The organism is Mycobacteriales bacterium (genome assembly GCA_035550055.1).
Lineage (GTDB): Bacteria > Actinomycetota > Actinomycetes > JAFAQI01 > JAFAQI01 > DASZTV01.
This window is the reverse complement of the sequence record DASZRO010000062.1, coordinates 23,518-44,096: the sequence shown is the minus strand read 5'-3', so window position 1 is coordinate 44,096 and position 20,579 is coordinate 23,518. Positions and strand designations below refer to the sequence as shown.

At 69.7% G+C, this 20,579-nt stretch carries 21 protein-coding genes; 16 read left to right on the top strand and 5 right to left on the bottom strand.

What is annotated here, in order from left to right:
* The first annotated feature begins 91 nt into the window (after positions 1-91).
* The 3 genes from VG899_09515 to VG899_09505 all read left to right on the top strand — a co-directional run bounded on the left by VG899_09515 (position 92) and on the right by VG899_09505 (position 3,316).
* Positions 92-958, top strand: a complete 867-nt coding sequence (locus tag VG899_09515) for a heme o synthase (GenBank protein ID HWA66589.1) — start codon at positions 92-94, stop codon at positions 956-958.
* 102 nt (positions 959-1,060) lie between these two features.
* Entirely contained in the window at positions 1,061-1,537 is a 477-nt protein-coding gene (locus VG899_09510; protein HWA66588.1) for a ferritin-like domain-containing protein, read from the top strand.
* Positions 1,538-1,603: 66 nt separating this feature from the next.
* Entirely contained in the window at positions 1,604-3,316 is a 1,713-nt protein-coding gene (locus tag VG899_09505; GenBank protein HWA66587.1) for an MFS transporter, read from the top strand.
* 16 nt (positions 3,317-3,332) lie between these two features.
* Here VG899_09505 and VG899_09500 read toward each other — a convergent pair whose 3' ends face one another.
* Together VG899_09500 and VG899_09495 are read right to left on the bottom strand one after the other, a co-directional pair.
* On the bottom strand, positions 3,333-4,097 hold the full coding sequence (locus tag VG899_09500; protein HWA66586.1) for an ABC transporter permease: 765 nt from the start codon (positions 4,095-4,097) through the stop codon (positions 3,333-3,335).
* Positions 4,094-5,023, bottom strand: coding sequence for an ABC transporter ATP-binding protein (locus tag VG899_09495; protein ID HWA66585.1), 930 nt, complete (start codon positions 5,021-5,023; stop codon positions 4,094-4,096). The genes VG899_09500 and VG899_09495 overlap by 4 nt, the downstream gene beginning before the upstream one ends.
* A gap of 170 nt (positions 5,024-5,193) precedes the next feature.
* On the opposite strand from VG899_09495, the gene VG899_09490 reads away from it, so the two are divergent.
* From VG899_09490 to VG899_09455, 8 genes are read left to right on the top strand one after another with little or no spacing between them, the layout of a single operon-like run.
* Positions 5,194-5,901 (top strand): winged helix-turn-helix transcriptional regulator, encoded by a 708-nt coding sequence (locus tag VG899_09490; protein ID HWA66584.1) that lies wholly within the window; start codon positions 5,194-5,196, stop codon positions 5,899-5,901.
* A complete protein-coding gene (sufB, locus tag VG899_09485) occupies positions 5,898-7,310 on the top strand; it encodes a Fe-S cluster assembly protein SufB (GenBank protein ID HWA66583.1) in 1,413 nt (470 codons plus the stop codon). Before VG899_09490 ends, sufB begins: the two co-directional genes overlap by 4 nt.
* Positions 7,310-8,446 (top strand): Fe-S cluster assembly protein SufD, encoded by a 1,137-nt coding sequence (sufD, locus tag VG899_09480; GenBank protein HWA66582.1) that lies wholly within the window; start codon positions 7,310-7,312, stop codon positions 8,444-8,446. Before sufB ends, sufD begins: the two co-directional genes overlap by 1 nt.
* Positions 8,443-8,754 (top strand): non-heme iron oxygenase ferredoxin subunit, encoded by a 312-nt coding sequence (locus VG899_09475; protein HWA66581.1) that lies wholly within the window; start codon positions 8,443-8,445, stop codon positions 8,752-8,754. The genes sufD and VG899_09475 overlap by 4 nt, the downstream gene beginning before the upstream one ends.
* A gap of 8 nt (positions 8,755-8,762) precedes the next feature.
* Complete coding sequence (sufC, locus tag VG899_09470) at positions 8,763-9,578, top strand: Fe-S cluster assembly ATPase SufC (protein HWA66580.1); 816 nt, start codon at positions 8,763-8,765, stop codon at positions 9,576-9,578.
* Positions 9,575-10,795 carry a cysteine desulfurase gene (locus tag VG899_09465; protein HWA66579.1) on the top strand — a complete coding sequence of 407 codons (1,221 nt, stop codon included), beginning with the start codon at positions 9,575-9,577 and terminating at the stop codon, positions 10,793-10,795. Before sufC ends, VG899_09465 begins: the two co-directional genes overlap by 4 nt.
* Complete coding sequence (locus tag VG899_09460) at positions 10,792-11,265, top strand: SUF system NifU family Fe-S cluster assembly protein (protein ID HWA66578.1); 474 nt, start codon at positions 10,792-10,794, stop codon at positions 11,263-11,265. The genes VG899_09465 and VG899_09460 overlap by 4 nt, the downstream gene beginning before the upstream one ends.
* Position 11,266: 1 nt before the next feature.
* Positions 11,267-11,590 carry a metal-sulfur cluster assembly factor gene (locus tag VG899_09455; protein HWA66577.1) on the top strand — a complete coding sequence of 108 codons (324 nt, stop codon included), beginning with the start codon at positions 11,267-11,269 and terminating at the stop codon, positions 11,588-11,590.
* Here VG899_09455 and VG899_09450 read toward each other — a convergent pair.
* Complete coding sequence (locus VG899_09450) at positions 11,580-12,959, bottom strand: MFS transporter (protein HWA66576.1); 1,380 nt, start codon at positions 12,957-12,959, stop codon at positions 11,580-11,582. The two genes, VG899_09455 and VG899_09450, sit on opposite strands and share 11 nt — an antisense overlap.
* 22 nt (positions 12,960-12,981) lie before the next feature.
* Between VG899_09450 and VG899_09445 the strand changes: the two genes are divergently transcribed.
* The 5 genes from VG899_09445 to VG899_09425 all read left to right on the top strand — a co-directional run bounded on the left by VG899_09445 (position 12,982) and on the right by VG899_09425 (position 18,809).
* Positions 12,982-14,568: an ABC-F family ATP-binding cassette domain-containing protein gene (locus tag VG899_09445; GenBank protein ID HWA66575.1), complete on the top strand. Its 1,587-nt coding sequence runs from the start codon at positions 12,982-12,984 to the stop codon at positions 14,566-14,568.
* Positions 14,569-14,668: 100 nt separating this feature from the next.
* Complete coding sequence (locus VG899_09440) at positions 14,669-14,881, top strand: helix-turn-helix domain-containing protein (protein ID HWA66574.1); 213 nt, start codon at positions 14,669-14,671, stop codon at positions 14,879-14,881.
* A complete protein-coding gene (locus tag VG899_09435) occupies positions 14,872-15,663 on the top strand; it encodes an enoyl-CoA hydratase/isomerase family protein (GenBank protein HWA66573.1) in 792 nt (263 codons plus the stop codon). The genes VG899_09440 and VG899_09435 overlap by 10 nt, the downstream gene beginning before the upstream one ends.
* Before the next feature lie 20 nt (positions 15,664-15,683).
* Positions 15,684-16,835: an acyl-CoA dehydrogenase family protein gene (locus tag VG899_09430; protein ID HWA66572.1), complete on the top strand. Its 1,152-nt coding sequence runs from the start codon at positions 15,684-15,686 to the stop codon at positions 16,833-16,835.
* A 54-nt stretch (positions 16,836-16,889) separates the two neighbouring features.
* The gene (locus VG899_09425) at positions 16,890-18,809 is read left to right on the top strand and encodes an ABC transporter ATP-binding protein (GenBank protein ID HWA66571.1); all 1,920 of its coding nucleotides are present in this window, start codon (positions 16,890-16,892) and stop codon (positions 18,807-18,809) included.
* A 159-nt stretch (positions 18,810-18,968) separates the two neighbouring features.
* Here the strand turns inward: VG899_09425 and VG899_09420 are convergent, their stop codons facing one another.
* Together VG899_09420 and VG899_09415 are read right to left on the bottom strand one after the other, a co-directional pair.
* Complete coding sequence (locus VG899_09420; GenBank protein ID HWA66570.1) at positions 18,969-19,787, bottom strand: methyltransferase domain-containing protein; 819 nt, start codon at positions 19,785-19,787, stop codon at positions 18,969-18,971.
* Positions 19,788-19,831: 44 nt separating this feature from the next.
* Positions 19,832-20,575 (bottom strand): SDR family oxidoreductase, encoded by a 744-nt coding sequence (locus VG899_09415; GenBank protein ID HWA66569.1) that lies wholly within the window; start codon positions 20,573-20,575, stop codon positions 19,832-19,834.
* Between the last annotated feature and the right edge of the window lie 4 nt (positions 20,576-20,579).

Here is a 20,579-nt window from a genome sequence, read left to right as displayed (position 1 = left end):
TGAGATCGTCTCGCCCCGCAATCGCGGGAGTGCTAACGCCGAGGGACGAGTCGGTGACAGTCCTTCCCACCTGCCCCGATAGGATTCGTCTGTGCGCGACCGGGTCAGCAGCTATGTCGCGCTGACCAAACCCAGGATCATCGAGCTGCTCCTGGTCACGACGCTTCCGGCGATGGTCCTCGCGGCCAAGGGCTTGCCGTCGTTGTGGACCGCGTGCGCGACTCTGGTTGGCGGCACCCTCGCGGCGGGCAGCGCCAACGCGATCAACTGCGTGGCCGACCGGGACATCGACGCGGTCATGAACCGCACCAAGCGCCGCCCGCTCGCCCGGGAGCAGGTGTCGCCGGCGAACGCGCTGCGCTTCGGGATCGCGCTCGGCGCGGCTGCGACGCTGCTGCTCGGGTTGGGCGCCAACTGGCTGTCGGCGTTGCTCGCCGACGCGGCGATCTTGTTCTACGTCTTCGTCTACACCCTCGGGCTGAAGCGGCGTACCCCGTCCAACATCGTGATCGGCGGCGCGGCGGGCTGCTTCCCGGTGCTGATCGGCTGGTCGGCGGTGCGTGGGGACGTCGGCTGGCCGGCGATCATCCTGTTCGCGGTGATCTTCCTGTGGACGCCGCCGCACTTCTGGTCGCTGGCGATGCGGTTCCGCGACGACTATGCGGCGGCCGGCGTACCGATGCTCCCGGTGGTCGCGGCCGAGGCGTCGGTCACGCGGCAGATCCTCTGGTACTCGTGGGCGATGGTCGCCGCGTCGCTGGTTCTCGTGCCGTTCGGGGCCGGGGTCGTGTACGACGTGTCGGCCGGGGTGCTGGGCGTCGCGTTCCTCGTCGAGGCCCATCGGCTGCACCGGCGCGTGGCGCGTGGTGAGGCGGCGCGCCCGATGACGCTGTTCCATGCCTCGATCAGCTACCTCGCGCTGTTGTTCGCCGCGGTGGCCATCAGCCAGCTCGTCTGAGCGCCGGGCAGAGGTATCAACTCAAGATCTTTTGGGTAAGTCGCTGGCGTGGCTGACTTCCTGACTGACGTTGAAACCCTTCGCAAGCAAGCTCGTGAAGAGATGGAAAAGGGTCCGGTGACCTCGGCGTACCGCGCCGACGTCGACCGGGTGATCGAAGTGATGAACGCGGCGCTCGCGACCGAGACGGTCTGCGCGCTGCGCTATCGCCAGCACCATTTCGTCGCAACGGGCCTCGACGCCGAGCCGGTGGCGGCGGAGTTCCTGGTGCACGCCAATGAGGAGCAGGAGCACGCCGACCGGCTGGCCACGCGCATCGCCCAGCTCGGCGGGAAGCCGGACTTCAACCCGGACACGCTGACCTCACGGTCGCACTCCGAGTACGAGACCGCCGACAGCCTGGAGACCATGATCCGGGAGAACCTGGTGGCCGAGCGCATCGCCATCGCCTCCTACACCGAGATCATCAACTGGCTCGGTACGAGTGACCCGACCACCCGGCGGCTGTTCGAGGACATCCTGGCTGTCGAGGAGGAGCACGCGGACGACCTGATCGGCTTCCTCGACAAGGTCGGCTGAGCCCGAGGCGGGCTGCCGCGGGCGCGGCGCGCGCCGATACTTTCGGGTCGCAAGTAATGTGGGCGGGTGAGCGCCGCCCCCGACACCAGCAAGTACAAGTGGACGGCGCTGTTCATCTGCACGCTCGGCGTGCTGATGGCCACGATCGACGCCTCGATCACGCTGATCGCGATGCCGGACATCTTCCGCGGCATCCACATCGACCCGTTGCAGGCCGGCAACAGCTTCTACCTGCTCTGGATGATCCTCGGCTTCATGGTCGTGACCAGCGTGCTGGTCGTGAGCCTCGGCCGGATCGGTGACATCTACGGCCGGGTCCGCATCTACAACCTCGGCTTCGCGATCTTCACCCTGTTCTCGCTGCTGCTGACCGTGACCTGGAACACCGGTCACGCCGCCGGCATCTACCTGATCGTGATGCGGCTGTTCCAGGGCGTGGGCGCGGCGATGCTGATCGCCAACTCCTCGGCGATCCTCACTGACGCGTTCCCGGTCAACCAGCGGGGGATGGCGCTCGGGATCAACCAGGCGGTCGCCTTCGGCGGGACGTTCCTCGGCCTCGTCCTCGGCGGCGTGCTCGCGCCGATCAACTGGCGGCTGATCTTCCTGGTGTCGGTGCCGATCGGCCTGTTCGCCACGGTGTGGGGCTATCTCAAGCTTCAAGAGCTCTCGGAGCGCCACCACTCCTCGATCGACGTGTGGGGAAACGTCACGTTTGCGGTCGGGCTCGTGCTGATCATGATCGGGCTGACCTACGGGATCGAGCCCTACCACGGTCACTCGATGGGCTGGGGGAGCCCCGCGGTCATCAGCGAGCTGGTCTGCGGGGTGGCGTTGATCGCGGCGTTCTGCGTGATCGAGACCCGCGTCCCCGAACCGATGTTCCGGCTGCAGCTGTTCAAGATCCGGGCGTTCACCGCCGGGGTGCTCGCCAGCTTCCTCGCCGCGCTCTCTCGCGGCGGGCTGATGTTCACGCTGATCATCTGGCTGCAGGGGATCTGGCTGCCTCGCCACGGCGTCGACTTCGCCGACACCCCGCTGAAGGCCGGGATCGCGATGCTGCCGCTGACGTTCGGCCTGTTCATCGCAGGGCCGTTGTCGGGCGTCCTGTCCGATCGCTTCGGTGCGCGGCCCTTCGCCACGGGCGGGATGATCGGTACGGCGGTCTTCTTCGGCGTCCTCGAGCTGCTGCCGATCAACTTCAGCTATCCGGAGTTCGCCGTACTGCTGTTCTTCCTCGGCTTGACGATGGCGATGTTCGGCTCACCCAACCGCGCCGCGGTGATGAACGCGCTGCCACCGCGGCATCGCGGCGCCGGGTCGGGGATGAACTCAACGTTCCAGAACTCCGCACAGGTGCTGTCCATCGGGATGTTCTTCACCCTGATGATCGTCGGGTTCTCCTCCTCGCTGCCGCAGACGCTCTACCACGGGCTGACCCAGCAGGGCGTCCCTGCCGCGGTCGCGACCCACGTCTCGCACCTGCCGCCGGTGGCGACGCTGTTCGCGGCGTTCCTCGGCTACAACCCGATCCAGCACCTTGTCGGCTCGCAGGTCCTGTCGGGGCTCAGCGCTCATCAGCAGGCGGTGCTGACCAGCCGCAACTTCTTCCCGAGCATGATCAGCGGCCCGTTCAAGACGGGACTGCACGCTGCACTCGACCTCGCGATCGCGATGAGCATCCTTGCGGCGGGTGCGTCCTGGATCCGGGGCGGCAAGTACCACTACACCGAGCCCGACGAGATCGCGGTCCCGGAGGCCGTCGCCGCCGCGTCGTAGCCCTCCTGGCGCCTCGCTAGTCCCACCGGAACCAGCGGACGGCGGCCGCGGTTGCCAGGCCGCCCCAGATCAGCAGCGTCACCCAGTCGTGCAGCGGCACGGCGCCACCGTGATCGAGCACCGCCCGCAGGCCGCCAGACAGCGCTGTCAGGGGCAGCAGACCGAGCGCGTCCTGGACGCCGTGTGAGTAGTCCGACAGCGGATACGCCACGCCGCCGAGACCGAGTGAGATCAGATAGAACAGGTTCGCGCCGGCCAGGGTGGCCTCGGCGCGCAGCGTGCCGGCCATCAGCAGGCCGAGCGCGCTGAAGCACCCGGTGCCGAGCAGGACCAGGCCGATCGCCGCGGCGACGGAGCCGTGGGGGTGCCAGCCGAGGATCGTCGCCACGACGCACAGCAGCACCGCCTGGAGCACCTCGACGGCGAGCACCGCAGCGGTCTTGGCGGCGAGCAGACCGGCGCGGGACAGCGGCGTCGTCGACAGCCGGCGCAGGACGCCGTAGCGCCGCTCGAAGCCGGTCCCGATCGCTTGCCCGGTGAACGCGGTCGACATCACGGCGAGGCCGAACACCCCGGGCGCCATGAAGTCGATGCGCGGCTTGGGGATGTTCGCGATCGGCGCCTTCGCGAACAGCACCAGCAGCGCGACCGGGATCGCGATCGTCAGCAGCAGCTGCTCGCCGTTGCGGAGGATCAGCTTGGTCTCCATCACCGTCTGGGCGAGCATCGCGCGCGACCGCGGCGTCGCGTCGACGCTCGGTGTCAGCTCGAGGGTGGTCACTGCGGGACCGCCGCGGTGACCTCCAGGAAGACGTCTTCCAGCGACCGGCTCGACGTGGAGAGGTTGTCCACCATGACCCCGACGCTCGCGCACCACGCGGTGGCGGCGGCGACCACCTCCGGGTCGACCCGCGGGCCGATCACGTAGCGGCCGGGGCGTTCTTCGTGAGCCGAGGCGCCGTCCGGCAGCGCCTTCGACAGCGCCGCCGTGTCGAGGTCAGGCGGCGCCTCGAACGTCAGTTCCGGAGGCGTTTTGGCCTTGGCGAGCTCGGCGGGAGCGCCCGTCGCGACGACGCGGCCGTGGTCGAGGATCGTGACCGTGTCGGCCAGCGCCTCGGCCTCGTCGAGGGCGTGGGTGGTGAGTACGACGGCGACGCCGGCATCGCGAAGCTCGCGGACCAGCGCCCACGTGGTGTGGCGGGCGTGAAGGTCGAGCCCAGCAGTCGGCTCGTCGAGGAAGGCCACCGCCGGTCGGCCGACGAGGGCCAGTGCGAGGGAGACCCGCTGCTGCTCGCCGCCGGACAGCCGCCGCCAGGGCGTGCGTTCGACCGGGTCGAGGCCCAGCCGTTCGAGCAGCGCCGGCACCGGCAGCGGATCGGCGTACATCGCGGCGTAGTGGCGGACGACCTCGCCGACCCGCACCGATGGATAGATGCCGCAGGCGCCGGATCCACCGGTCTGCGGCATGACGCCCACCCGGGACGCCAGCTGCGCGTGATCGCGTCGCGGATCGAGGCCGAGGACGCGGACCTCACCGGAGTCGGCGCGGCGAAGGCCGCAGCACACCTCCACGCTGGTGGTCTTGCCGGCGCCGTTCCGGCCGAGCAGCGCCGTGACCGCGCCCGCCGGCGCCTCGAACGACACGTCGACCACCCCCGCGGTGGGGGAGTAGCGCTTGGCGAGGTGGGAGACCACGACCGCCGCCATACCTCCAGTCTCCGGCCTTCCCCGAAGTAGCACACAACCGGGCCACCGATTCGGACAGCGGGGTACGGATCGGGCGGCGGCGGCGGCGTTGTGTGCTACTTCGGGAAAGGCGGCGGCGGGTGAGGGGTGGGCGGTTTGCCTCTCGCCGGTAATTACGAAAGAATGTCGTTGTGAAAACCGTGGTGCCACGCCTCGATGCGGCGGACCAGCGGACCCGCGACCGCGTGGTCCGCTCGCTGCTCGACCACGGCCCGTCGACCGCGACCGAGCTCGCCCAGCGGCTCGGCCTCACCACGCCGGCGATCCGCCGCCACCTCGACGCCGCGCTCGACGACGGCCTGATCGTCGCGACCGAGGAACGCCGCCACGGCCCGCGCGGTCGCGGCCGGCCGGCCCGACGGTTCTCGCTGAGCGAGGCGGGGCATGCGGCCGGCCCGACGGCCTACGACGACGTCGCGGTCGACGCGCTGCGCTACCTGCGCGAGTCCGCCGGCGAACAGGCCGTCGAGGACTTCGCCCGCCGCCGGATGGCGGCCTGGGAGGCCCGGTACGCCGACCGGATCGCTTCGCTGCCGCTGGACGCGCGCGCAGAGGCCCTTGCCGCGGCGCTGGCCGAGGACGGCTACGCGTCCACCGTCCACGACACTACGATCGGCGTACAGGTCTGCCAGCACCACTGCCCGGTGCAGCACGTGGCCGAGGAGTTCCCGGTCATGTGCGAGGTGGAGACCGAGGCGATCGGCCGGCTGGTCGGACGTCACGTGCAGCGGCTCGCGACCATCGCGCGCGGCGACGGCGTCTGCACGACCCACATTCCGCTTACGGACGTGACCATGCGTCCGGCAGTCCCAGCAACTCGCGAGGAGCCAGCTTCATGACCGACGTCGCCCAGGGCCAGCTCGAAGGTCTCGGCCGCTACAAGTTCGGCTGGGCCGACTCCGACGAGGCGGGGGCAGTGGCGCAGCGCGGGCTGTCCGAGGCCGTCGTGCGCAACATCTCGGCGTTGAAGAACGAGCCCGAGTGGATGCTGGACATGCGGCTCAAAGGCCTTCGGCTGTTCGAGAAGAAGCCCATGCCGGGTTGGGGTGCCGACCTTTCCGGCATCGACTTCGACAACATCAAGTACTTCGTCCGCTCCACTGAGAAGCAAGCGGCGTCGTGGGAAGACCTGCCGGCGGACATCAAGAACACCTACGACAAGCTCGGCATCCCCGAGGCGGAGAAGCAGCGCCTCATCGCGGGCGTGGCTGCTCAGTACGAGAGCGAGGTCGTGTACCACCAGATCCGCGAGGATCTCGAGAAGCAGGGTGTCATCTTCGTCGACACCGACACCGGGCTGCGCGAGCACGAGGAGCTGTTCCGCGAGTACTTCGCATCAGCGATCCCTGCCGGTGACAACAAGTTCTCGGCGCTGAACACCGCGGTGTGGTCAGGTGGATCGTTCGTGCACGTGCCGAAGGGCGTGAAGGTCGACATTCCGCTGCAGGCCTACTTCCGGATCAACACGGAGAACATGGGCCAGTTCGAGCGGACTCTGATCATCGCGGACGAGGGCTCCTACGTGCACTACACCGAAGGGTGTACGGCCCCCATCTACTCCTCGGACTCACTGCACTCGGCTGTCGTCGAGATCATCGTGAAGAAGGACGCCCGCGTTCGCTACACGACCATCCAGAACTGGTCCAACAACGTGTACAACCTCGTGACCAAGCGAGCCATCGCTCACGAGGGCGCAGTCATGGAATGGACTGACGCGAACATCGGCTCGAAGGTCACCATGAAGTACCCGGCGGTCTGGCTGGTGGGCGAGCACGCAAAGGGCGAGACGCTGTCGCTGGCCTTCGCCGCGGACGGTCAGCACACGGACTCGGGCGCGAAGATGGTCCACGCGGCGCCGAACACGTCGAGCAACATCGTGAGCAAGTCGGTTGCACAAGGTGGCGGACGTACGTCGTACCGCGGTCTGGTGCAGATCAACAAGAACTCGCATCACTCGAAGTCGACCGTGAAGTGCGACGCGCTGCTCATCGACAACATCAGCCGTTCCGACACCTACCCGTACGTCGACGTCCGTGAGGACGACGTGCAGATGGGTCATGAGGCGACGGTCAGCAAGGTCAGCGCGGACCAGCTGTTCTACCTGATGAGCCGCGGCATCGCCGAGGACGAGGCGATGGCGATGATCGTGCGCGGGTTCGTCGAGCCGATCGCGCGCGAGCTCCCGATGGAGTACGCCCTCGAGCTCAACCGGCTGATCGAGCTGCAGATGGAAGGTGCCGTCGGCTGATGGCTCCACCCGCAACCGTGTCGTCACCCCCGCTGCGCTCCGCCGCGGAGCGGGTGGCGTCCTACGAGGTCGACGACTTCCCGATCCCCAGCGGGCGCGAGGAGGAATGGCGGTTCACGCCGACCCGCCGGCTGCGCGGCATCTTCGATGCGGCCGCGAGCACGCAACGGCTCAAGTGCACCGCTGAGCTCCCGGACGGTGTCGAGCTGGTCGAGCTCGCCTCGGACGACCCGCTTCGGACGAAGGCTCCGGCCCCCATGGACCGGCCGTCGGCGCTCGCGTTCCGTCACGCGGCCGGCGCGACCGCACTGCGCGTCCCGCCCAACGCAGAGCTCACCCGGCCGGTGGTCGTCGAGCGGCGCGGCAACGGCACCGCGGAACAGGCCTGGGGCCACTTCGTGATCGAGGTCGGCGCCAACGCGGCCGCGACCGTCGTCCTCGACTACACCGGCAGCGCGACGTTCAGCGGACTGCTGTCAGTGGTCGTCGGCGACGGTGCGCGGCTGAAGCTGGTCAGCCTCCAGGACTGGGACGACGACACGGTCCACCTGGAGCACCACGCCGTGCGGGTCGGTCGTGACGCCACCTTCACCTCGGCTGTGGTGACCCTCGGCGGCGACCTGGTGCGGCTCACGCCGACCGTCAGCTTCGCCGGTCCGGGAGGCAGTGCGGAGCTGATCGGGCTCTACTTCGCCGACGCCGACCAGCATCTCGAGCACCGGCTGTTCATCGACCACGACCAGCCGAACTGCCGCAGTCGTGTGACGTACAAGGGCGCGCTGCAGGGTGACGGTGCCCGGACGGTGTGGATCGGTGACGTCCTGATCAGGGCGGCCGCCACCGGCACCGACACCTACGAAGAGAACCGCAACCTGTTGCTCGGCGACCGGGCGCGGGCGGACTCGGTGCCGAACCTCGAGATCGAGACGGGCGAGGTCGCCGGCGCCGGTCACGCCAGCACGACCGGCCGCTTCAACGACGAGCAGCTGTTCTATCTGATGGCACGAGGGATCCCCGAGGACGAGGCACGTCGGCTCGTCGTACGCGGGTTCTTCGCCGACATCATCGAGCGGATCGAGGTGCCCGAGGTCCGCGAGCGGCTGCTCGCCGCGGTCGAGAGCGAGCTGGCCCGATGAGCTACGTGAGGGCGTGCTCGCTGTCGGAGCTGGCCGAGGACAGCGCGAAGGCGGTCGAGATCGACGGCGTCGCCGTGTGCCTGGCCCGTTCGCAGGGCGAGGTGACGGCGTTGCTCGACGAGTGTTCCCACGCCGAAGTGGCGCTGTCCGACGGTGAGGTTGCCGACGGCACGGTCGAGTGCTGGCTGCACGGGTCGCGCTTCGACCTGCGCACCGGCAAGCCGATCGGTCCGCCCGCCACAGAAGCAGTGACCACCTATCCGGTACGCATCGACGGCGACGACGTCTTCGTCGCCGTGAAGGAGTAGTCGCCGTCATGGCAACGTTGGAGATCAAGGACCTGCACGTGACCGTCGCCGCCGACGGTGAGGGCGGCGAACCGCGCGAGATCCTCAGCGGTGTCGACCTCACCGTGAAGCAGGGCGAGACCCACGCGATCATGGGCCCCAACGGGTCGGGCAAGTCGACGCTGGCCTACTCCATCGCAGGTCACCCGCGCTACACCGTGACCGGCGGCAGCGTGACGCTCGACGGCGCCGACGTGCTGTCGATGACGGTGGACGAGCGCGCCCGCGCCGGGCTGTTCCTCGCGATGCAGTACCCCGTCGAGGTCCCGGGTGTCAGCGTGTCCAACTTCCTTCGTACGGCGGTGACGGCTGTCTCCGGTGAGGCGCCGAAGCTTCGAACCTGGGCCAAGGAGCTCAACGAGGCGTTCGAGCGGCTGGCCATCGATGCGTCGTTCAAGGAGCGGTCGCTCAACGAGGGCTTCTCCGGCGGTGAGAAGAAGCGGCTCGAGGTGCTGCAGCTCGAGATGCTCAAGCCGAAGGTGGCCGTCCTCGACGAGACCGACTCGGGCCTGGACGTCGACGCCCTCCGCATCGTCTCCGAGGGCGTCAACCGGGTCCGCAACGCCGGGGCGACCGGCACGTTGCTGATCACGCACTACACCCGGATCCTGCGCTACATCCAGCCGGACTACGTCCACGTGTTCGTCGGCGGCCGGATCGTCGCCGAAGGTGGCCCGGAGCTCGCCGACACCCTCGAAGCGGAGGGCTACGAGAAGTTCACGCCCCACGACAGCGCTCGCTCCGCTCACGCGTCCGCGGGGGCACCGGAAGAAACCTCGACATGACCTACGACGTCGACGTGGTGCGCAAGGACTTCCCGATCCTCGATCGCGAGGTCCGCCCCGGCGTGCCCTTGGTTTACCTCGACAGCGCCGCGACGTCACAGAAGCCGATCCACGTGCTCGATGCGATCCGGGATCACGACGAGCGTCACAACGCCAATGTGCATCGCGGCATCCACACGCTCGCCGAGGAAGCGACTGCGGCGTACGAAGGCGCGCGTACCAAGGTGGCCGAGTTCATCGGCGCGCCCGACCGGCGCGAGGTCGTGTTCACCAAGAACTCCAGCGAAGCGCTGAACCTGATGGCGCAGACGCTGCCGTTCGGACCTGGTGACGAAGTAGTGGTCACCGAGATGGAGCACCACTCCAACCTCGTGCCGTGGCAGCTGGCCTGCGCCCGGACGGGCGCGACCTTGAAGTGGATCGGCCTGACCGATGACGGCCGGCTGGACCTGAGCAACCTCGACGAGGTCATCACCGACCGCGCCAAGGTCGTCGCGTTCGTTCACCAGTCGAACCTGCTGGGCACCGTCAACGACGTCGCCGCGGTAGCGGCGCGGGCCAAGCAGGTCGGCGCCTACACCGTGCTCGACGGCTCGCAGTCGGTCCCGCACCTGCCGGTCGACGTCGCGAGCCTCGGCGTCGACGCGATGGCGTTCACCGGCCACAAGATGTGCGGCCCGACCGGCATCGGGGTGCTCTGGGCCCGGCTCGAGCTGCTCGAGCAGCTGCCGCCGTTCCTTGGCGGCGGCGAGATGATCGACGAGGTCACGATGGCCGGCTCGACGTGGGCGCCGCCGCCGCACAAGTTCGAAGCGGGTACCCCGCCGATCGCGCAGGCCGTCGGGCTCGGCGCGGCGGTCGACTACCTGTCGGGGCTCGGGATGGACGCGATCCACGAACACGAGGTTGCGCTGACCGGCTACCTCCTCGACGGCCTGTCCACCGTCCCCGGACTGCGGGTCATCGGCCCGGCCACGACCGAGGCGCGCGGTGGCGCAGTGTCGTTCGTGCTGGAGGGCGTTCACCCGCACGACGTGGGCCAGCTCCTCGACGAGAGCGGCGTCGCGGTGCGGGTCGGGCACCACTGCGCGCGGCCCGCTTGCCTGCGATTCGGCATCCCGGCGACCACCCGCGCCTCGTTGCACCTCTACAGCGACACGTCGGACGTCGACGCGCTGGTCGCGGGGCTCGATCGGGTGAGGAGCTTCTTCGGATGAGCGGCGCCGCCGTACCCAGCCCGCAGCTGGACTCGCTCTACCAGGAGATCATTCTCGAGCACTACCGCACGCCGCACCACAAGGGTCTGCGCGAGCCGTTCGAGGCCGAGGTGCACCACCTCAACCCGACGTGCGGCGACGAGATCACGTTGCGCGTCCACCTCGCCGACGGCGTGGTCGGCGACGTGTCGTACGACGGCCACGGCTGCTCGATCTCGCAGGCGTCGGCGAGCGTCATGAGCGACCTGGTGATCGGCAAGTCGGTCGACGACGCGCTCGCGGTGCACGAGGAGTTCCTGCGGCTGATGCAGTCCAAGGGCGAGCTCGTCCCGGACGAGGACGTGCTCGAGGACGCCGTGGCGTTCGCCGGCGTCTCGCGGTACCCGGCCCGGATCAAGTGCGCCTTGCTTTCCTGGATGGCGTGGAAGGACGCGACCGCACAGGCGGTCGCCGAGTCGGAAGGTTCATGACATGACGACCGAGACTGCTCCCACCGTCGAGGACGTGACCGAGGCGATGCACGACGTGCTCGACCCCGAGCTCGGGATCAACGTGGTCGACCTCGGCCTGCTCTACGGCGTCACCATCGACGAGAACCACAACGCCGTACTCGACATGACGCTCACCTCGGCGGCCTGCCCGCTCACCGACGTCATCGAGGACCAGGCTGCGGCGGCGCTCGACGGCGTCACGAACGGCGTGACGATCAACTGGGTCTGGATGCCGCCGTGGGGCCCGGACAAGATCACCCCGGAAGGTCGCGAGCAGCTCAGCGCGCTCGGCTTCAACGTCTGACCGCGCGGGTGCCGGCCCAGATCCCGACAACGGCGACCGCGGCGAGGATCACGTCGCCGATGGACACCGCCGTCGACAGGTGGGCCAGCCCGAGGCCGTTCACCATCGCCGCGATGACGGCGATGCCGACGACGGTGCCGGTCATGTCCGAGAGCAGAAGGGCTGCCGAGTTCGAGCCCTGATCCGCTTCGGGGGACTGCTCGAGAAGCAGCACCGACAGCACCGGCATGACCAGCCCGATCCCGGTGCCCGCCACCGACCACGCCGGGGTCGCCAGCCACAGCGACGCCCACGGTCTGGCGATTACGATCAGCAGCGCTACCCCGGTGGCGAGCAGGGCGAAGCCTGCCTGCATCGAGCCCACCCGCCCGCCGCTGTGCCGGCCGCGCCACCACGACCCGGCCGACCAGCCGAGCGAGGCGATCGTGAGCGGGATGCCCACGGTGCGCGGCGTGCCGCCGTGCAGCCGGGTCAGCGTCAGCGGCAGGTAGGCCTCGGCGCCGAAGAACGCGCAGGTGAGGATGCCGCGAAGGGCGATGACGCTCGGCAGGCCTCGGGTCATCCGGAACGTGCCGGCGGGAAGCAGCGCGAGCAACGGTCGGCGGCACAGCCCCGCTCCGGCGAGGACGAGCAGGACGCTCCACCCGTCGGCGAGCTGCGCGGCCTCCTGCACCATTCCGAGCCCGACCGCGAGCCGGACTCCGGTGATCCAACCGGCATCGGTACGGCGGGCAACGGGCTGGCCGGCGGCCGGTGGGCCGGCGTCGGGCCGCAGTGCCCGCAGGCAGGGGATGAGGACCAGCGCGCCGGCGAGCGCGAGTGGCGCCATCCCGCCGAACACCCAGCGCCAGCCGAGGGTCGACGCGACCAGACCCGCCAGGCTCGGCCCGACCAGCGAGGGCACCACCCAGGCCGCCGACGTCAGCGCGAAAGCCTTCGGGTGCAGGCTCGCCGGCAGGGCGCGCGCGATGACGACGTACAACGCGACGATCAGCGAACCGCCGCCGAGGCCCTGCAACACCCGACCGACGAGGAACATCCAGATGTCGGTGGCCGTCGCCGCGACGACGAGACCGGCCGTGAACGCCACCATGCCGCCGACCAGCGAGGGGGTGGCGCCCTCCCGATCGGTGCGCGGGCCGGCATCGACCATGCCGACGACGTCGGCGAGCAGGTACGCCGTGAACCCCCAGCTGTAGTAACGCAGGCCGTGCAGGGCCCGGACCACCGTCGGCATGACCGTGGTGACCGCCATCGCCTCGGTCGCCACCACGGTCATCACCGCGACGATGCCGATGACCGGCAGCCGGTATCGCGGATCGAGGATGCGGGGCGCCGCCCCTTCCGCGATCTCCCCGGTCACGACCACCCCTCGTAAACTAGACGCCACCGTGCTCACCGCTTCCGGTGTCGAGCTCCGCGCCGGCGCCCGCCTCCTGCTGCACGGCGCCACCTTCCGAGTTGCGGCCGGCGATCGGGTCGGCCTCGTCGGGCGCAACGGCGCCGGCAAGACCACGCTTGCGCGCGTCCTCGCCGGGGAGGGCCAGCCGGCCGCCGGCACCGTCGAGCGCACCGGCAGCGTCGGCTACCTGCCGCAGGACCCGCGGACCGGCGACCTCACCGTCCTCGCCCGCGACCGGGTGCTGTCCGGCCGCGGGATGGATGTCGTGACCGCCGAGCTCCGCAGCGCCGAGGAGGCCATGGCCAACGGCGACGAGCGGGCGATCTCGAGGTACGGCGCGGCGCAGGAGCGCCACCACGTCCTCGGTGGCTACGCCGCGGAGTCCGAGGCGGCCACGGTCGCGGCCAGCCTGGGGCTGCCCGACCGGGTGCTCGGCCAGCCGTTGCAGACCCTCTCGGGCGGGCAGCGCCGTCGGGTCGAGCTCGCCCGGATCCTGTTCAGCGGAGCCGACACGCTCCTGCTCGACGAGCCGACCAACCACCTCGACGCCGACTCGATCGCCTGGCTGCGCGACTTCCTGAAGGGCCACAAGGGCGGCCTCGTGGTCATCAGCCACGACGTCGAGCTCCTCGAGGTGACGGTCAACAAGGTCTTCCACCTCGATGCCACGCGCGGCGCGCTCGACGTCTACAACGTCGGGTGGCGGGCGTACCTGACCCAGCGCGAGACCGACGAGCGTCGGCGCAAGCGCGAACGGGCCAACGCCGAGAAGAAGGCTGCGGTGCTGTCGGCGCAGGCCGACCGGATGCGCGCCAAAGCCACGAAGGCGGTTGCCGCGCAGCAGATGGCGCGGCGCGCCGAACAGCTGCTGGCGGGTCTGGAGCCGGAACGTCAGGCCGACCGCGTCGCGCGGCTGCGCTTCCCGGAACCGGCGTCCTGCGGCAAGGTGCCACTCACCGCCAAGGAGCTGTCGAAGTCCTACGGCTCGCTCGAGGTGTTCACCGACGTCGACCTGGCGATCGACCGGGGGAGCCGGGTCGTCGTACTCGGTCTCAACGGCGCGGGCAAGACCACCTTGCTGCGCGTCCTCGCGGGGGTGGAGAAGCCGGACACCGGAGTGGTCGAGGCTGGACACGGTCTGCGGCTGGGCTACTACGCGCAGGAGCACGAGACGCTCGATCCGGAGGCGACCCTGCTGGCGAACCTCGCTTCGGCGGCGCCGGACCTCCCGGAGGTGGAGCAGCGCCGCGTGCTCGGCTCGTTCCTGTTCACCGGCGAGGCGGTCTACCAGCCGGCCGGGACCCTGTCCGGCGGTGAGAAGACCCGGCTCGCCCTCGCCCGGCTCGTGGTGTCGAGCGCCAACGTGCTGCTGCTCGACGAGCCGACGAACAACCTGGATCCGGCCAGTCGTGACCAGGTGCTCGACGCGCTTCGCTCCTACCGCGGCGCGATCGTGCTCGTTACCCACGACGAAGGTGCGGTACACGCTCTCGACCCGCAACGCGTGTTGTTGCTGCCCGACGGCGTCGAGGACCACTGGAGCGCCGATCTCGTCGATCTGATCGCGCTTGCATGATCGATTGTCTTCTCGTCAGGGATTAGACACGAGGGCCCGGGGATATCTCCAAGAGGGACCAGGTTCAGGGGAACTCAGCGGGGTGAGACGGAGGTACGTCGTGGCCGAGCTGAAAAAGGGCGTCCGGGTGACCGGCGGCGATCGGGACAAGCTGTCGACGACGCTGCGGAAGCGGTACGACGGCGGCTCCAGCATCCGCGAGCTCGCTGCGTCCACGGGACGCTCCTACGGCTTCATCCATCGCATGTTGGTCGAGTCGGGCGCTAGCCTTCGCGGACGAGGCGGTGCGACCCGAAAGAAGAGATCACCCTGACATCCAGCGACTACCAAGCGCGCGGCGTACGCCTCGACATCGAAGGCGGCGTCGCGCGCGTCACGTTGTGCCGGCCGGAGCGCCGCAACGCGCAGACGCCGTCGATGTGGTTCGCGCTGGCCGAGATCGGCGCGGCGCTGCCGTCCGACGTGCGGATCGTCGTGCTCAGCGGGGACGGGTCGTCGTTCAGTGCCGGTCTCGACCGCCGGATGCTCAGTCCGGAAGGAGTCCCGGGCGAGCCGTCGCTGGACCTGGGCAGCGCCAGCGACGCCGAAGCGGCTGACCGGATCGACACCTATCAGCAGGGTTTCACCTGGCTGCGCGACCCGGCCTTCGTGTCGGTGGCGGCAGTGCAGGGTCACGCGATCGGCGCCGGCTTCCAGCTCGCCCTGCACTGCGACATCCGGATCGCCGCGGAGGACGTGCAGTTCTGCATGTTCGAGCCGGCGCTCGGCCTGGTGCCCGACCTCGGCGGGACGCAGCTGCTCGTGGACGCGATCGGTTACGCGAAGGCGGTCGAGATCTGCGCGACGGCACGCCGGGTCGGGGCGGCGGAGGCCGAACGCATCGGCCTGGCCAACCTGGTGGTCCCGGGCGATCAGCTGCCCGCCGCCGTGGACGACCTGGTGGCGGCGCTGCTCAGCACGAACGTCGACGCCACACGGGAGACCAAGCGCCTGCTGCTCGGTGCCCGTGACCGCTCCTACGACGAGCAACGGCGCGCCGAGCGTGAGGCGCAGGTCCAGCGGTTGCGCGCCCTGCTCTCGCTCGCATCGAACTAGCGGTCAGACAGAATGAGGGCATGGATCTAGCCCTCAGCCCTGAGCAGGAGGCGGCCCGTCGTACGGTCCGCGAGTGGGTGGACGCCGTCGTCGCGCCCCAAGCCATCCGCAACGACCGCGAGGAGCGCTTCCCCGCCGAGGCGCTGGAGGGGCTCAAGCGTGACGGCTGGATCGGGCTGACGATCCCCGAGGAGTACGGCGGCGGCGGCGCTGACCCGCTGACCTACTGCCTGGTCATCGAAGAGCTTGGGCGCGGGGACGCCAACGTCCGGTCGATCCTGTCGGTGCACCTCGGTCTGGTGGCCGGATCGATCGCGCGCTGGGGCAGCGAGGAGCAGAAGCAGCAGTGGCTGCCGCGGATGGCCAGCGGCGAGGCGCTCGGCTGCTTCTGCCTCACCGAACCCGACCACGGGTCCGACCCGGCAACGCTGGAGTCCACCGCGGTCCGCGAAGGGGACACCTACCGGATCAACGGCTCGAAGATCTTCATCACCAACGGTGACATCGCGGGCGTCGCGCTGGTGATGGCACGCACCGGCGGGCCCGGAGCGCGCGGCGTGTCGGCGTTCCTCGTCCCCTGTGACAGCGCCGGCTTCACCCCGAAGCCGATCCACGGCAAGCTCGGGCTGCGATCCTGCGACACCGCGGAGATCGCGCTGGGCGACGTCGTCGTCCCGGCGGGCGCGCTGCTCGGCCAGGAAGGCGACGGGATCAAGGTCGCACTGTCCGCCCTCGACGACGGCCGGATGTCGTTGGCCGCATCGTGCACCGGGCTGGCCCAGAACGCGCTCGACGTGATGGCCGGCTACGCCGGTCAGCGAGAGCAGTTCGGCAAGCCGATCGCGAGCTACCAGCTCGTGCAGGAGCTCATCGCGGACACCGCCGTCGAGGTCGAGGCGGCGCGACTGCTGACCTGGCGGGTCGCGGACCTGAAGATGCGCGGCGAAAAGTACACGCTGGCGGCGTCGATGGCGAAGTACTACGCGTCCGAGGCGTCGGTGCGCGCCGCGAACGCCGCCGTCCAGGTGCACGGCGGTTACGGCTACGTCGACGAGTTCGTGGTCGGCAAACTGCTGCGTGACTCGCGCGTCACGACGCTGTACGAAGGCACGTCGCAGATCCAGAAGCTGCTGATCGGGCGCGCCGTCACGGGCGTTTCCGCCTTCGGCTGAACCGGTCCGGGAAGCGTGCGGCGCGGGTCGACGTTGCCGTTACGGAGGTAACGCATGTCGATGCACGGACCCATGGCGGGGATGCATCTCGCCCAGTCGTTCCGCCGCGACAGCTCCGTGGTCGACGCGAAGCTGCCGCCGGGGACGCTGCGCCGGATCGCGAGGTTCGCCGCGCCGTACAAGCGTCAGCTGGTGTGGTTCCTGCTGCTGATCGTTCTCGACGCGGTCATCGGGGCAGTCAACCCGCTGATCTTCCGCGCCATCCTGGACAAGGGAATCGGCCACCACCGGGTCGGGCTCACCGAACTACTGGCCGGCGTCGTCGCCGTCCTGGCCGTGGTGGACGCGGTCGAGTCGCTGGCCAGCCGCTGGTTCTCCGCGCGCATCGGTGAAGGGCTGATCTACGACATGCGCTCGAAGGTGTTCGAGCACATCCAGCGGATGCCGATCGCGTTCTTCACGCGCACCCAGACCGGCGCGCTGATCAGCCGGATCAACAACGACGTCCTCGGCGCGCAGCAGGCGTTCACCGGCACCCTGTCCAACGTCGTCAGCAACGTGATCAGCGTGGCGATCGTGCTGGGCGCGATGTTCTACCTGTCCTGGCAGATCACGCTGCTGGCGCTGGTGCTGCTGCCGTTGTTCATCATCCCGGCCCGGCTGATGGCGGGCCGGCTGCAGCGGATCACCCGGGAGAGCTACGTGCTCAACGCGGAGATGTCGACCCAGATGTCCGAGCGCTTCAACGTGGCGGGCGCGCTGCTGGTGAAGCTGTTCGGCCGGCCGGCCGACGAGGACCGGCTGTTCCGCACCAAGGCGCGCCGGGTCGCCGACATCGGCGTCCAGCAGGCGATGTACGCCCGGATCTTCCTGGTCTCGCTGTCGCTGGTCGCGGCGCTCGCCACCGCGCTCGTCTACGGTCTCGGCGGTCGGCTGGCGATTCACGGGGCGCTGACGGTCGGCACGGTGGTCGCGCTGACGGCCTTCCTCAACCGCTTGTACGGGCCGCTGACGTCGCTGTCCAACGTGCAGGTCGACGTGATGACCGCCCTGGTGAGCTTCGACCGGGTCTTCGAGGTGCTCGACCTGCCGCCGATGATCGCCGACGCGCCGGACGCCACTGCACTGAGCGCCGAGCGCGGCCAGCCGCTGGCGATCGAGTTCGACCACGTGTCCTTCCGCTACCCCGTGGCCTCAGAGGTGTCGCTGGCCTCCCTCGAGGCGGTGGCGGTCCTCGACAACGCCCCCCAGCGGGAGATCCTGCACGACGTCTCCTTCCGTGCCGAGCCCGGCCAGCTGGTGGCACTCGTCGGTCCGTCCGGCGCCGGCAAGACGACGATCTCCCAGCTCGTCACGCGCATGTACGACGTACAGTCCGGCGCGGTGCTCGTCGCGGACCGGGACGTGCGCTCGGTGACCCTCGAGTCGCTGCGCGGCGTGATCGGAGTGGTGACGCAGGACGCGCACATGTTCCACGACACCATTCGGGCCAACCTCACCTATGCCAAGCCCGACGCCACCGAGGACGAGCTGTGGGCCGTGGTCGAGGCGGCGCAGATCGCCGAGCTGGTCCGGAGCCTGCCCGAGGGCCTCGACACCCTCGTCGGGGACCGCGGCTATCGGCTCTCCGGCGGCGAGAAGCAGCGGCTGGCGATCGCCCGGCTGCTGCTGAAGGCGCCGTCGGTCGTGGTGCTCGACGAAGCGACCGCGCACCTCGACTCCGAATCCGAGGCGGCGGTTCAGCGGGCGCTGGCGACCGCGCTCGCCGGGCGTACCTCGCTCGTCATCGCCCACCGACTGTCGACGATCCGTGAGGCAGACGTGATCCTCGTCATCGACGACGGCCGCATCGTCGAGCGCGGCCGTCATGACGACCTGCTCGCGGCGGGCGGCCTGTACGCGGAGCTGTACCGGACCCAGTTCGAGCGTCAGGCGAGCGACGCGCCGCTGGCGGACGGTCCGCTCGTCGGTTAGCCGGCTGCAGCACCGGCCCGATCCCGTAGTCGCTGTCGCGGCTGTCGGCGGTCCAGCCGAGCGCGGACGCGCCACCGAGCGCGAGCAGCACACCGAGAAAGACCAGACCCGCCATGTCCGAAGTATCCGGACAGATGATCAACTCCGCGATCGGTTTTTCTACACGAGCGGTCGGGCGAGCAGCGCCTGGTGCGGCGTACCCGGACCTTTCGACACCAGGTAGTTGGCGGCGTAGCGAGGCCAGCCGCGAAGGCCACGCGGCCGGGTGGAGACGTTCTGCGTCGGCACCGAGTAGCGGACGGCCTTCTCGATCCCGAAGCCGCTTCCGATGAGCTGGCGCCGGTGAGCCGCCGCGTTGGGCACCGACCACTGGCGAGGGCCGTGAGCGAGGTAGACGGTCGCCGCCGGATAGCGCGGGTGCATCAGCGTGAGGGGCGCGTCGAGCAGCTCGCAGGACATGAAGTGGCCCCTGGTGACGCTGCGCACCGCGTCGAGCGCGCGCAGCGGGTCGCGAAGGTGGAGCAGCAGATCGCCGCACACCACCATGTCGAACTCGCCGACCGTCTCGGGGGAGAGGTCGTAGATGCTGATGACCTTGCGCTCCGCCTTCGAGCCGAGGATCTGCTTGGCGACCGCGAACCCTTTGCCCTTCTCGGCCATGGTGGCGTCCATGGCGGCGATGCCGGCCTCTCGCTCCAGCGGCGGCCAGTCCCAGGAGTGGTGGTCGGGGATGTCGGTGGCGATCACCTCGGACGCGCCGCGGCGTTCCATCTCGAAGGCCAGGAAGCCGTCGAAGGTGCCGATGTCGAGACAGCGCTTGCCCCTGAGGTCAGGCCACGGGAGCAGGTCGACCGTCTGGCCGACGTCCCACCCGCCCGGGCTGCGCAGGCCCGGCATGAGCTCCATGTTGTGGTACCAGGTGGGCACCGTGTCGACGAGCGCCTTGGCCTCGGCGAGCGTCATCTTCGACTCAGACATGGCGAACATCCTTGCAGACGACAGGTGTTCGCTTGCTCGCCGAGTCAGAGCGGTCGTAGCGCTCCGCCGTCGACCGGGATCGCGCACCCGGTGAGGTACGACGCGGCAGGGGACAGCGCGAACGCCACGACGCGACCGAACTCCGCCGGGTCGCCGTAGCGGCGAAGCGGGATCGCGGCCGCGATCCGGTCGCGGTCGGCGGGCTCGGGGCTGAGGGCCAGCGTGCGGTCGGTGAGGATCCGGCCGGGCAGGAAGCTGACGACGCGCACGCCGGACGGGCCGAGGTCGTCGGCGAGCTGTTTCGCCCACATCGCCAGGCCCGGTCGCAGCCCGTTGGAGATGGCGAGATCGGGGATCGGGCTCTTCGCCGACGTCGACAGGACCAGGCCGATCGCCCCGCCTTCGCCGAGCTGTGCGGCGACCGCGCGGACGGTCCGGACGGTGCCCATGAAGACGGTGTCGAACTCCTCGCGCCACTGCTCGTCGGTGGCGCCGAGCGCGTCCGTTCCCGGCGGTCCGCCGACGCTGAGCAGGGCCCCGTCGAGGCGGCCCCAGGTGTCCACGGCGGCGTCGACCAGACGCTGCGGCGTACCAGGGTCGGCGTTGTCCGCGGCGATGCCGCGCGCGTTGTCGCCGAGCTGCGCCACGGCGGCGTCGACCGAGGCCTGCGACCGCGACGACACGACCACGCGCGCACCGTCGGCGACCAGCGCTCTGGCACCGGCGAAGCCGAGCCCTTTGGTGCCGCCCGTGACGACGTACACCCGATCGGTGAGTCCGAGGTCCATCGTG

What these genes read in the sequence shown, in the direction of transcription:
- VG899_09510 (HWA66588.1), top strand. Translation starts at nt 1,061, where the DNA reads ATGGAAAAGGGTCCGGTGACCTCGGCGTACCGCGCCGACGTCGACCGG.
- VG899_09495 (HWA66585.1), bottom strand. Translation starts at nt 5,023, where the DNA reads ATGGCGGCGGTCGTGGTCTCCCACCTCGCCAAGCGCTACTCCCCCACC.
- sufB (HWA66583.1), top strand. Translation starts at nt 5,898, where the DNA reads ATGACCGACGTCGCCCAGGGCCAGCTCGAAGGTCTCGGCCGCTACAAG.
- sufD (HWA66582.1), top strand. Translation starts at nt 7,310, where the DNA reads ATGGCTCCACCCGCAACCGTGTCGTCACCCCCGCTGCGCTCCGCCGCG.
- VG899_09475 (HWA66581.1), top strand. Translation starts at nt 8,443, where the DNA reads ATGAGCTACGTGAGGGCGTGCTCGCTGTCGGAGCTGGCCGAGGACAGC.
- sufC (HWA66580.1), top strand. Translation starts at nt 8,763, where the DNA reads ATGGCAACGTTGGAGATCAAGGACCTGCACGTGACCGTCGCCGCCGAC.
- VG899_09465 (HWA66579.1), top strand. Translation starts at nt 9,575, where the DNA reads ATGACCTACGACGTCGACGTGGTGCGCAAGGACTTCCCGATCCTCGAT.
- VG899_09460 (HWA66578.1), top strand. Translation starts at nt 10,792, where the DNA reads ATGAGCGGCGCCGCCGTACCCAGCCCGCAGCTGGACTCGCTCTACCAG.
- VG899_09455 (HWA66577.1), top strand. Translation starts at nt 11,267, where the DNA reads ATGACGACCGAGACTGCTCCCACCGTCGAGGACGTGACCGAGGCGATG.
- VG899_09430 (HWA66572.1), top strand. Translation starts at nt 15,684, where the DNA reads ATGGATCTAGCCCTCAGCCCTGAGCAGGAGGCGGCCCGTCGTACGGTC.
- VG899_09425 (HWA66571.1), top strand. Translation starts at nt 16,890, where the DNA reads ATGTCGATGCACGGACCCATGGCGGGGATGCATCTCGCCCAGTCGTTC.
- VG899_09420 (HWA66570.1), bottom strand. Translation starts at nt 19,787, where the DNA reads ATGTCTGAGTCGAAGATGACGCTCGCCGAGGCCAAGGCGCTCGTCGAC.
- VG899_09415 (HWA66569.1), bottom strand. Translation starts at nt 20,575, where the DNA reads ATGGACCTCGGACTCACCGATCGGGTGTACGTCGTCACGGGCGGCACC.